At 68.9% G+C, this 12,797-nt stretch carries 5 protein-coding genes; 4 read left to right on the top strand and 1 reads right to left on the bottom strand.

Annotated features, from left to right (window positions below; all coding sequences use genetic code 11):
• Positions 1-8 precede the first annotated feature (8 nt).
• The 3 genes from ftsA (at position 9) to ftsZ (ending at position 10,846) form a co-directional block, all read left to right on the top strand.
• Positions 9-1,241 (top strand): cell division protein FtsA, encoded by a 1,233-nt coding sequence (gene ftsA, locus MYSTI_RS30720; RefSeq protein ID WP_015351716.1) that lies wholly within the window; start codon positions 9-11, stop codon positions 1,239-1,241.
• A gap of 429 nt (positions 1,242-1,670) precedes the next feature.
• A complete protein-coding gene (agmC, locus tag MYSTI_RS30715) occupies positions 1,671-9,194 on the top strand; it encodes an adventurous gliding motility protein AgmC (protein ID WP_044281728.1) in 7,524 nt (2,507 codons plus the stop codon).
• Positions 9,195-9,625: 431 nt separating this feature from the next.
• The gene (gene ftsZ / locus MYSTI_RS30710) at positions 9,626-10,846 is read left to right on the top strand and encodes a cell division protein FtsZ (RefSeq protein WP_015351714.1); all 1,221 of its coding nucleotides are present in this window, start codon (positions 9,626-9,628) and stop codon (positions 10,844-10,846) included.
• A gap of 29 nt (positions 10,847-10,875) precedes the next feature.
• On the opposite strand, the gene MYSTI_RS30705 is transcribed toward ftsZ, so the two are convergent.
• The gene (locus MYSTI_RS30705; RefSeq protein WP_015351713.1) at positions 10,876-11,223 is read right to left on the bottom strand and encodes a hypothetical protein; all 348 of its coding nucleotides are present in this window, start codon (positions 11,221-11,223) and stop codon (positions 10,876-10,878) included.
• A gap of 189 nt (positions 11,224-11,412) precedes the next feature.
• Between MYSTI_RS30705 and MYSTI_RS30700 the strand changes: the two genes are divergently transcribed.
• Positions 11,413-12,765, top strand: a complete 1,353-nt coding sequence (locus MYSTI_RS30700) for an acetyl-CoA carboxylase biotin carboxylase subunit (RefSeq protein ID WP_015351712.1) — start codon at positions 11,413-11,415, stop codon at positions 12,763-12,765.
• Positions 12,766-12,797 lie beyond the last annotated feature (32 nt).

Raw genomic sequence — 12,797 nt, 5'->3', positions numbered from 1 at the left:
GGGTTGTCATGGCGAAGCAGAAGTCGGGGGAGATTATTGTCGGCCTCGACATCGGCACGACGAAGATTTGCGCCATCGTCGGGGAGCTGACCGACAGCGGTATCGACATCATCGGTATCGGGACGCATCCGTCGAAGGGGCTGCGTAAGGGCGTGGTGGTCAACATCGAGGCGACCGTCTCCTCCATCCGCCGCGCGATCGAAGAAGCGGAGCTGATGGCGGGCGCCGAGATTTCCCATGTCTACACGGGCATCGCCGGTGGCCACATCAAGGGCTTCAATTCCCAGGGCATCGTCGCGGTGAAGGACAAGGAGGTCCGCGAGGCGGACATCGCCCGCGTCATCGACGCGGCGAAGGCGGTGGCCATTCCCCTGGACCGGGAAGTCATCCACGTGCTGCCCCAGGAGTTCATCATCGATGACCAGGGCGGCATCAAGGAGCCCCTGGGCATGGCGGGCGTGCGCCTGGAGGCCAAGGTGCACATCGTCACGGGCGCCGTCTCCAGCGCGCAGAACATCGTCAAGTGCGCGAACCGGACGGGCCTGAATGTTTCGGACATCGTCCTGCAGCCCCTGGCGAGCGCCGAGGCCGTGCTGGGCGACGACGAGAAGGAGCTGGGCGTCTGCCTCGTCGACATCGGCGGCGGCACGACGGACATCGCCATCTTCTCGGGTGGCTCCATCGTCCACACGGCGGTGATTGCACTGGGTGGCAACAACCTCACCAGTGATATTGCCATCGGGTTGCGCACGCCGGCCCACGAGGCCGAGCGCATCAAGCAGAAGTACGGCTGCGCGCTGGCGTCGCTCATCAACAAGGACGACACGCTGGAGGTGCCGAGCGTGGGCGGGCGTCAGCCTCGCGTCCTGGGGCGGCAGATTCTCTGCGAGATTCTGGAGCCGCGCGTCGAGGAGATCTTCCAGCTGGTGCACCGGGAGATCCAGAAGTGTGGCTACGAGGACCTGCTGGCCTCGGGCGTCGTGATCACCGGTGGCTCCACGCTGCTGGCGGGCATGCCGGAGCTGGCCGAGGAAGTGCTCGGGTTGCCGGTGCGCCGGGGCATGCCGCGCGGCATCGGCGGCCTGGTGGATGTGGTGAAGAGCCCGATGTACGCGACGGGCGTGGGCCTGGTCGTCTACGGCGCCAAGCACCTGGACCGTCGCATGTTCCGCATCCGCGAAGAGAACGTGTACAAGAAGGTGAAGGGCCGCATGCGCGAGTGGCTCGAGGAAATCTTCTAGCGCCGCGAGGACGCGACAGCGTCCCGGTGCAACGCGAGGGGCCCTTCCATCCGGAGGGCCCCCTTTGTTTTTGGGCGCACTGCGTCACGGGTTCCGTGGACCGGGGGAGCCGGGCTGACGCGTCAGGGCGGGTGCGCTTCCCCGGATTGACGGGTCAACGAAGCCCAGAACGGGCACTGGCTGGGGTGGCAAAGGATCCGGTTTCCAGAATCCGGATCCGTGATTCGGATCCTCGGGGGGAAGAGTCCAGGAGTTAGCGCGAGAACGTCCCGGAAGGATGTGTGCCGATAACTGGACGAGCCCTGGCGCCGGGATTGCTATGTGCACTACCAGCCGCCGGCATTTCCCTCTCCGTGTGGCGCAAGTCCTATGAATCCGAACTTACAAAATCCAGATTCGCTCGATGTGGCACGGAGTGTACGGGCCCGGTTGCCCGTCGCGGCGCTGCTGGCGCTCCTGTGCACCGCGTTGATGGCGCCTTCCACCGCACGGGCCGCGGCGGACACCTTCCACCTGGGCGATGGCTCGGATGGGGCGCTCACGGTCAATGCGCCGGACACGGTCATCAACACCTACACGCAGGTGTCGGCCGCGGTTCCGGCGAACCAGGCCTTCGTGAATGTCGCGTCGACGGCCGGGTTTGCCATCGGTGACCTGGTGCTGGTGTTCCAGACCGCGGGATTGACGGCGCCGGCCTCGGGCAGCCAGACCCCAGTCGACCTGAACGTCGCGGCGAACATCGGGGTGGGGCGCTGGGAGTTTGCTCGCGTCTCGGCCCTGACGGCCACGCGCCTTACTTTCTCGGCCCCCCTCACGGTGCCCTTCGCGGCCAACGCGACGCAGGCCATCCGGGTTCCCGAGTACACGACGGTGACGGTGAACGCGGCGGGCAGCATCGTCGCTCAGCCCTGGGATGGGGTGACCGGTGGTGTCGTCATCTTCCTGGCCAGGAACGCCGTGACGAACGCGGGGGCCATCTCCGCGAGCGGCGCGGGCTTCCGTGGTGGCGTCTTCGCGAACGGCGACGGCGATAGCTGCACGGGCGTGGACGAGGACTATCCGGGTGGTGCGCCCAAGGGCGAGGGCGTGGTGCTGGCCGCCTATGACATCGAATACCCGTTTGATGCCAGCACGACGGGTTACGGCAACATCGCGAACGGTGCGGGCGGTGGCATCTGCCACAACTCAGGTGGCGGTGGTGGCGGTAGCGCTGGTGCGGGCGGCAAGGGTGGTCGCACCTGGAGCGGTGACGCGCCTCCGTCGCGTGACGTGGGTGGTCGAGGTGGTACGCAGATGAACTTCACCGCCCTGAACCACCTGCTGTTCGGTGGTGGTGGTGGTGCAGGGCACAGCAACGATGACTTTGGCGGTGCGGGCAGTGCAGCGGGCGGCATCGTGTTCATTCGTGCGGCGTCGCTGTCGGGGGCGGGAACCATCTCCTCCAATGGCCTGGCGGGCCTGAATACCAGTGGCGTCGGGAACGACGCGGCGGGCGGTGGCGGCGCGGGTGGCACCCTCTACCTGCGCTTTACCGGGAACCTGACCTGCAACGCGAACCAGGTCTCGGCGCGCGGTGGAAACGGTGGCAGCACCGTCTACGCCCAGCACGGGACGGGTGGCGGCGGCGGTGGCGGTCGTGTGCTGCTCCAGGGCAGCACCGTGGCCTGCTCGCCCAGTGTCTCGGGCGGTATTCCAGGAACCCAATCCGATGCGGCGGCTGTGGATGGTCCCTCCTACGGAGCCATCGCGGGCAGCCCGGGCGTTGTCGAGCCCATCGCGGGTGGCTTCGAGACGCCGACCGCGCCGACCGTGGTGACGCCGGCCAACGGCTCCATCACGGGCGCGCGTCCTCCCATCTCGGGCACCGCGACTCCGAACTCCACGGTCATCCTCTACGTGGACGGAGTGGAGCTGGCCCGGGTCCCCGCGGATACCAACGGGAACTACACGTACACGCCGGTCGCGGACCTGACGGTGGGGGCGCACACGGTGAGCGCCATCTCCGTGCTGAACGGCGCATCCAGCGTTCGCAGCAACACGAACAACTTCACGGTGCAGAACTCCCTGCCGCCGCCGGTCATTGTCAGCCCGGCGAACAACGCGGTGCTGACGACGTCCCCGACGCAAATCACGGGTACGGCATCCGGTGGCGCGACGACGGTGGTCGTGACGCTCAATGGCACGACGTATGCGTCCGTTCCTGTGACGGGGGGCAACTGGACCTTCACGATTCCCGCCACCCTGGCGGATGGGGTCTACAACGTGTCGGTGGTCGCCCAGGACGCGACTCGCACGAGCACCGCGACGACCTCGACCTTCACGGTGGACACGCAGACGGCGGTGAGCATCACGACACCGGCGGAAGGCGCCGTGCTGACGAACGGCGTGGTGACGTACGCGGGTACCGCTGAGCCGGGCGCCGTGGTGACGGTGACCGTGGACGGCACGACGGTGGGCACGGTGACGGCGGCCGCGAACGGGAGCTGGTCTGTGCCCGTGGCCGCGCCGCTGGCGAACGGCCCGCACACGGTGACGGCCACGGCGGAGGACGCCGCTGGCAACACGGCGACGGACACGAACAGCTTCACGGTGGACACGGGAACCTCCGTCAGCATCACGACGCCCGCGGAGGGCTCGGTGCTGCCGAGCGGCGCGGTGACCTACTCGGGTACCGCGGAGCCGGGCGCCACGGTGACGGTGACCGTGGACGGCACGACGGTGGGCACGGTGACCGCGAACGCGGGTGGCGACTGGTCCTTGCCGGTGGCCGCGCCGCTGGCGGATGGCCCGCACACGGTGACTGCGACGGCGCAGGACACCGCTGGCAACACGGCGACGGACACGAACAACTTCACGGTCGACACGGGGACCTCCGTCAGTGTCACGACGCCCGCAGAGGGCGCGGTGCTGACGAACCCGGTGGTGACGTATGCGGGCACGGCGGAGCCGGGCGCCACGGTGACGGTGACCGTGGACGGCATTCTCGTGGGCACGGTGACCGCGGCCGCGAACGGAAGCTGGACGCTGCCGGTGGCGGCGCCGCTGGCGGACGGTGCGCACTCGGTGACGGCGACGGCGGATGACGGCCGGGGCCACGTCGCTTCGGACACGAACGCCTTCACGGTGGATGCCCAGACGGCGGTGAGCATCTCGGGTCCGGCGGAAGGCTCGACGTTGACGAACCCGGTGGTGACGTACACGGGTACGGCGGAGCCTGGGGCCACGGTGACCATCACCGTGGACGGCACGGTGGTGGACACGGTGACCGCGGGCCCGGATGGCTCCTGGTCGCTGCCGGTGGCGACGCCGCTGGCGGATGGGCCGCACACGGTGACGGCCTCCTCGCGCGACATCAACGGCAACACGGCGACGGACACGAACAACTTCACGGTGGACTCGGGCACGGCGGTGAGCGTCACGACGCCGGCGGATGGCTCGGTCATCACCAACGGCGCGGTGACGTACACGGGTACGGCGGAGCCGGGCGCCACGGTGACTGTGACGGTGGACGGCAACCTCGTGGGCACGACGACGGCGGCGGCGAACGGCTCCTGGACGGTGCCGGGTGTCTCGACGCTGGGCGAGGGCCCGCACTCGGTGACGGCCACCGCGGAGGACGCGGCTGGCAACACCGCGACGGACACGAACAACTTCACGGTGGACACGACGACGTCGGTGACCATCACGACGCCGGTGGATGGCTCGGTCATCAACGACGGGGTGGTGACGTACACGGGTACGGCGGAGCCGGGCGCCACGGTGACGGTGACCGTGGATGGCACGGTGGTGGGCACGACGACGGCGGCGGCGAACGGAAGCTGGACGGTTCCGGGCATCGCGACGCTGGGCGAGGGCCCGCACTCCGTGACGGCGGATGCGGAGGACGCGGCGGGCAACACCGCGACGGACACCAACAACTTCACGGTGAACACGCAGACGTCGGTGAGCATCACGACGCCGGCGGAAGGCGCCGTGCTGACGAACGGTGTCGTGACGTACGCGGGTACGGCGGAGCCGGGCTCCACGGTGACGGTGACCGTGGACGGCAACCTCGTCGGGACGGTGACGGCGCAGCCGGATGGCTCGTGGTCCTTGCCGGTTCCCGCGACGCTGGCGGATGGCGCGCACTCCGTGACGGCCACGGCCGATGACGGGAGTGGCAACACCGCTTCGGATACGAACACCTTCCGGGTGGATACGCAGACGACGGTGACCATCACCACTCCCACGGACGGCGCGGTGCTGACCGATGGCGTGGTGACGTACACGGGAACGGCGGAGCCGGGTGCCACGGTGACGGTGAGCGTGGACGGCAACGTCATCGGGACGGTGGTTGCGGCCGCGGATGGCAACTGGATGATGCCCGCGCCCGCGGCGCTGGCGGATGGTCCTCACTCCGTGACGGCCGCGGTGGAGGACGAGGCCGGCAACACCGCGACGGATACGAACAACTTCCGGGTGGATACGAGCACGTCGGTGGACATCACTTCTCCGACGGAGGGTGAGGTGCTGACGAACGGCGTGGTGACGTACACGGGAACGGCCGAGGCGGGTGCCACGGTGACTGTGACGGTGGACGGCGTCTCGGCGGGCACGGTGACGGCGGCGCCGGATGGCACCTGGTCGTTGGCTGTGTCCACGCGGCTGCTCGACGGAGCGCACACGGTGACGGCGACCGCCGAGGACTCCTCGGGCAACACGGCCACGGACACGGTGAACTTCTCCGTGGACACGGTGCCGGACACGCAGATCACGCTGAGCCCGCCGGCGGCCTCGACCACCGCGAGCGCGCGGTTCGACTTCGTCTCGACCCCTGGCGACAGCCGCGACACCTTCGAGTGCTCTCTCGATGGCGCCGCCTTCACGGCCTGCACGGGGCCCATCGACTACGCGAACCTGGCGCAGGGCCAGCACACCTTCCAGGTCCGCGCGGTGGACTTCGATGGTGACGTGGACGCCACGGCCGCGAGCTTCACGTGGACCATCAACCTCACCGTCGACACCGACGGCGATGGCTTGACGGACGAGGACGAGGTGACGCGGGGCACGGACCCGAACGACTCCGACACGGACGACGACGGCATCCCGGATGGCGTCGAGGTGAACGTGGGCGGGACGGATCCGCTCGACGACGACACGGACAACGACGGTCTGCTCGATGGCACCGAGGACAAGGACCACGACGGCGTCGTCGACCCGGGCGAGACCAGCCCCGTGTTGGCGGACACCGACGCTGACGGCGTGCAGGACGGCACGGAGCTGGGCATCACGCAGCCTGAGGGGACCGACACCGACACCACGGTCTTCATCCCGGATGCGGACCCGACGACCACGACGGACCCGCTCAACGTCGACACGGACGGTGGCAGCGTGCGTGACGGCATCGAGGACGCGAACCACAACGGCCGCGTGGACCCGGGTGAGACCAACCCGAATGTCGCCGCGGACGACACGGACTCCGACCTGGATGGCATCGACGATGCGACTGAAATCGAGCTGGGTCTGGATCCTCGTGACCCGGACACGGACGATGACGGCGTGCCCGATGGTCAGGACGGCATCACCGACACGGATGGGGACGGCCGCATCGACGCGAACGACCCCGACAGCGACAACGACGGGGTGAACGACGGCACGGAGCGCGGTGTCACGCGTGAGACGGCGCCTCCGGGCACCAACGTCGACTCTCCCAACTTCGTGCCGGACGCGGATCCGTCCACCACCACCGACCCGAAGCGGGCGGACACGGACGGGGACGGCCTCAAGGACGGTGAGGAGGACGCGGACCACAACGGCCGCGTGGACGCCACGGAGACCAACCCGAACGACGCGGACACGGATGACGACGCGCTGCCGGATGGCGTGGAAGTCCGGGGCTCCAATGCGACCAACCCCCTCAACCCGGACACGGATGGGGACGGGCTCAAGGACGGCACGGAGGACGCCAACCACAACGGTGGTGTCGACAACGGCGAGACCGACCCGAACGACCGTGACACCGACCGCGGTGGCGCGAGCGACGGGGAAGAGGTCACCGGAGGCTCGAACCCGCTCAACGGCAATGACGACTTCGTGGTCGTCGGCCGTGGCTGCAGCACGGGCGGGGCGGGGACCTTCGCGCCGCTGGCGCTGCTGCTCCTGGCGGTCCCGATGATGCGCCGTTTTCGCCGCGCGACGGAGCGTTCGTCGCGGGGCCTGGCGGCGGGCATCGCCGGGGGCCTGGCCCTCGGTGGGATGATGGTGGCGCAGCCCGCGCAGGCGCAGGTGGTGGCGCCCTCGGGGGCGTCGCAGTCCATCGACGTGCAGCGCTTCAAGCCGGGGCCGGGCGCCGAGGACATCCTCGGCATCCACAGCGCCCGTGTGCAGCGCCACCTGGGGTTGAACCTGGGGGTGTCGCTCAACTACGGCAGCAAGCCGCTGAACTTCATGGACCCTCGTTCGGACCGGTTCATCACCGCGTTGGTGAGCCGTCAGCTGGGCGTGGACCTCATGGGCGCGGTGGGTCTGTTCGACCGCTTCGAGCTCGGCATCGTGTTGCCCGTGACGTTCCAGGACTCGGACCCGGCGCCGCAGGTGGACTCGTCCTTCTCGAAGGGCGTGGGCTCCGGTGGCATCGGTGACCTGCGGCTCGTGCCGAAGGCGCGCCTCTTCAACGCGGAGAGCTTCGGCCTCGCGTTGGTGGTTCCGGTGTCCCTGCCCACGGCGGGCGGCAACGACTTCCTCGGGAGCTCCGGGGTGGGCGTGCAGCCCAAGCTGGTGGCGGAGTACGGGGAGAACGTCCGCTTCGCGGCCAACGTCGGCGTGGACATCCGCGAGAAGCAGGTGCTGCGCAACGTGACGGCGGGCAACGCCTTCACGTATGGCCTGGGCACGGAGATTCCCTTCACGCTGGGCCGGTTGCCGCTGTCCGCCGAGGCGACGGTGATTGGCGCCATCGGTCTGGATGAGCAGGACACGGAGGAGACCCCGCTGGAGGTGCTCGCCGCGGTGAAGTACCGCGCGCCGAGCGGATTCACCGCGCACCTGGGCGGTGGCCCGGGCCTCACCCGTGGCTACGGCACGCCGGGCTACCGGCTGCTGGCGGGGTTCAGCTACAGCCCGCCGGTGGAGCCGCAGAAGGCGGAGCCGCCTCCTCCGTTGGACTCGGACGGCGACGGCCTCTACGACCGCGATGACCGCTGCCCGAAGCAGGCCGAGGACAAGGACGGCTTCGAGGACGCGGACGGCTGCCCGGACCCGGACAACGACCAGGACGGCATCCTCGATGGGGCCGACCAGTGCGTGAACCAGCCCGAGACGTCGAACGGCTTCCAGGACGAGGACGGGTGCCCGGACGAGGCTCCGCCCGTGGACTCGGACGGCGACGGCCTCATGGACCCGGATGACCGTTGCCCGGCCCAGGCCGAGGACAAGGATGGCTTCGAGGACGCGGACGGCTGCCCGGACCTGGACAACGACAAGGACGGCATCGCGGACGTGGCGGACAAGTGCCCGCTCGAGCCCGAGGTCATCAATGGCGTGACAGACGAAGACGGCTGCCCGGACAAGGGCAAGGTGAAGGTCCAGGTGGAGGGCGAGCGTGTCGTCATCCTGGAGAAGGTCCACTTCGCCACGGGCAAGGACATCATCCTCCCGCGCTCCTTCCCGCTGCTGAAGCAGGTGGCCGCGGTGCTGCGCGCCAACCCGCAGGTGGAGCTGCTGCGGGTGGAGGGCCACACGGACAGCGACGGCAACGACGCGGCCAACCTGGACCTGTCGCGCCGCCGCGCCGCCAACGTGCGTGAGTTCCTGCTGAAGGAGGGCATCGCCGCCGCCCGCCTGGAGTCGCAGGGCTACGGTGAGACGAAGCCGGTGGACACCAACAAGACGGTGAAGGGCCGGGAGAACAACCGCCGCGTGGAGTTCACCATCCTCCGCGTGGGCAAGGTGGAAGTGGAGCGCGAGAGCCCCTGATGCGCTCGCGCCACCTCGGGCGCCCACCGTGGCGCCTGGAGGCTGACATTCGCAGTCGCTGATGCGAGGGTGGTTCCGGAAGGTCGTCCGGGACCACCCTCGGTTTTTGGAGCAGGGGCCGCCCATCACCTGAGGTCAAGGGGGCGAGACGGCCCGTGAAGACCTCGGGCGTGGGGGGATTTCCGGTACCCATGCCGTGAGGCAAACCCGCCAGGGGGCGTGGCATTTCGCGAGTCAAGGGGCCAGGTGGACCCACCGTGCCGCGCTGCTTGCTTTCGACGCCGCCGTGTAAGTCCGCGTCAGGACTCGGCGCCGCGTCATCCCGCTACATGTGCGTAGCGGAATACTTGCCAAAGATCTGGACTTGCTGATGATGGTGGAGGTTGGAGGCCCGCGCGCTGCGTCGCGCGACGCCTGCCGAAAGGACCGCCATGGACCAGTTTGATCAGAGCAAGCAGGCCGCCAAGATTCGGGTCGTCGGGGCGGGCGGGGCCGGCTGCAACGCGGTCAACACGATGATTCTGTCCAAGCTGGACCGGGTCGACTTCATTGCCGCCAACACCGATATCCAGGCGCTTGCCGCGAGCAAGGCGCCCACGCGACTTCAGTTGGGCCAGACGCTGACCAAGGGTCTGGGAGCCGGGGCGAACCCGGAGATGGGCCGCGAGGCCGCCCTGGAGTCCAGGGACCAGATTGCCGCGGTGCTCGAGGGCGCCGACATGGTCTTCGTGACGGCGGGCATGGGTGGTGGCACGGGCACGGGCGCCGCGCCCATCATCGCGGACATCGCCAAGAGCCTGGGCTGCCTCACGGTGGGTGTCGTCACCAAGCCGTTCCTCTTCGAGGGCAACAAGCGCCGCAAGCAGGCCGAGCAGGGCATCGTCGAGCTCAAGGCCGCGGTGGACACGCTCATCACCATTCCGAACCAGCGCCTGCTGTCGCTCTCCAACGCGCCCATGCCGCTGCTGGAGACGTTCAAGCGCGCCGACGAGGTGCTGCTCAACGCCGTGCAGGGCATCAGCGACCTCATCCAGTACCACGGCTACATCAACGTCGACTTCGCCGACGTGAAGACCATCATGAGCGACAAGGGGCTGGCGCTCATGGGCACGGGGCACTCGTCCGGGGAGAAGCGCGCCCTCACCGCCATGCAGCAGGCCATCGCCAGCCCGCTGCTGGAGGACGTCTCCATCGACGGCGCCACGGGCCTGCTCATCAACATCACGGGCGGCCGGGACATGACGCTTCAGGAGGTCAACGAGGCGCTGACCCTGGTCCACGACGCGGCCGACAGCGAGGCGGAGATCTTCGGCTCGCTCATCGACGAGAACATCCAGGACGAGGTGAAGATCACCATCATCGCCACGGGCTTCGTCCACCGCGACGCGCCCAAGGTGCGCCAGGTGGTGCCGGTGGTGCAGGTCCCTTTGGCCCGTCCGCCGCAGCAGTCGGTGCTCATCGGCGCGCGTGAGGAAGTGGCCAGCCTGGTGCCCGCGAAGGGGGGCGCGCCGCGTCCCCTGGCCTCGGTGGAGGCCAACAAGGCCATCAGCAACCGCACGGCCGTGGTGAAGGACTCCGCGCTCCCGCTGGACGAGGACCAGTTCGACATCCCCACGTTCCTGCGTCGCCAGGGGCAGACCGAGCTCCCGTAAGGGGCTCCTCCCAAGACGTTTCGAAGCGGCTAGCGGGCGGGAAGTCGCGCCACGCTGGCCTCGTCGCGTCCGGCGAGCTTGTCCGCGCGGGCGAAGAGGGTGTCCAGCTCCGTGTAGAGCGCGTCGATGCGCTCCAGGAGCCGGGGCGCCGGAATCACCCCGTCACCCGCCAGCTCCTCCAGCCGGGCGCTGGCGCGCTGCAGGAGTTGGAGCGCCTTGAGCAGCGCCAGCCCGCGGCGGGTGCCTTCCTGGGTGAAGAGGGTGCCGCTCTGCGTGAGCGCTTCGAGCGTGCCACGCACGCCACGAACGCGGTCCGCCTGGCGGCTGCGGTAGAGGTCCAACCGTCGCGCACGGCGGGCGCCATGGAGGTCCACCACGCCAACGTCAGTGCCTGGAAAAGAGGAGGGCTTCACGGTGTGGTAATGTACGACACGCCTTCGCGGAGCCGCAAATTTACTGGATTGTAGTGACATGTTGCACGCTCGGCCGCTCCCTTGTCAGGGCAGGAGGTGGGGGTTAGGTTCGCCGCCCTTCGCACCCGCCGTCGCTGCTTGAGGATCCGCGCCATGTTCCAGAAGCTGCTCATCGCCAACCGAGGTGAAATCGCGCGTCGTATCGGCGCGGCGGCGCGGCAGATGGGGCTGAAGACCGTCGCTGTGTACTCGGACGCGGACGCGGAGTTGCCCTTCGTGAAGGAGGCGGACGAGGCGGTGCGCATCGGCCCCGCACCGGCGAAGGACAGCTACCTGAGCATCCCCGCCATCCTGGAGGCGGCGAAGAAGACAGGCGCCCAGGCGGTGCACCCGGGCTACGGCTTCCTGTCGGAGAACGGCGAGTTCGCCCAGGCGTGCAAGGACGCGGGGCTCATCTTCGTGGGGCCTCCGCCGGAGGCGATGGCTCGGATGAAGGACAAGAGCCATGCGCGCAAGCTGGTGGCCGCGGCGGGTGTGCCCGTGGTGCCCGGCAGCGAGAACGTGGTTCCGGACGTGGCCACCGCGTTGGTGGAGGCGGAGCGCATCGGCTACCCCGTGCTCTGCAAGGCGGCGGGCGGCGGCGGTGGCATCGGCATGGCCGCGGCGAACAACCCCGCCGAGCTGGAGAAGGTGTTCCGCCAGTGCACGGACCGGGCGAAGGCCTCCTTCGGCCGCGAGGGTGTGTACCTGGAGCGCTACTTCCCCGCGCCTCGCCACATCGAGGTGCAGATCCTGGGCGACCAGCACGGCCACCTGATTCACTGCCTGGAGCGTGAGTGCTCCATCCAGCGGCGGCACCAGAAGGTGGTGGAGGAGGCGCCGTCCGTGCTCTTCGCGGACGGGAAGAACGCGGCCCTGGCGGACAAGCTCTTCACCGCGGCCATCGCGGCGGCCAAGGCGTTCGGCTACGCCAACGCCGGCACCGTGGAGTTCCTGTACTCGGAGGGCGAGGTCTACTTCATCGAGATGAACGCCCGGCTCCAGGTGGAGCACCCGGTGACGGAGCTCACCACGGGGCTGGACCTCATCGGGTGGCAGCTGCGCATCGCCGCGGGTGAGCACCTCACGGTGAAGCAGGAGGACGTGAAGCGGCGCGGGGCGGCGCTGGAGTTCCGCATCTACGCGGAGGATCCGGTGAAGTTCTTCCCGTCGCCCGGGCCGCTGAAGGTGTTCCAGCCGCCGTCGGGTGAAGGGGTCCGGCTGGATGCGGGCTACGTCGAGGGCAACACCGTCACGCCCAACTACGACCCGCTCATCGCCAAGCTCATCATCTCCGGCGCCACGCGCGCGGAGGCGCTCGAGCGCTCGGTGGCGGCGCTGCAGTCCTTCCGCATCGAAGGCATCAAGACGAACATCCCGCTCCACCTGCGAATCGTCCAGGATGCGGCCTTCAAGGCTGGCGACCTGGACACGCATTTCCTGGAGCACCACGCGAAGCCGGCGTAGAGGGATGGCTTCATCCCCATCATCCTGAGGAG

This window comes from Myxococcus stipitatus DSM 14675, assembly GCF_000331735.1.
GTDB classification, from domain to species: Bacteria; Myxococcota; Myxococcia; order Myxococcales; family Myxococcaceae; genus Myxococcus; species Myxococcus stipitatus.
This window is presented reverse-complemented; position numbering and strand designations above follow the sequence as displayed.

What these genes read in the sequence shown, in the direction of transcription:
- ftsA (WP_015351716.1), top strand. Translation starts at nt 9, where the DNA reads ATGGCGAAGCAGAAGTCGGGGGAGATTATTGTCGGCCTCGACATCGGC.
- MYSTI_RS30700 (WP_015351712.1), top strand. Translation starts at nt 11,413, where the DNA reads ATGTTCCAGAAGCTGCTCATCGCCAACCGAGGTGAAATCGCGCGTCGT.
- ftsZ (WP_015351714.1), top strand. Translation starts at nt 9,626, where the DNA reads ATGGACCAGTTTGATCAGAGCAAGCAGGCCGCCAAGATTCGGGTCGTC.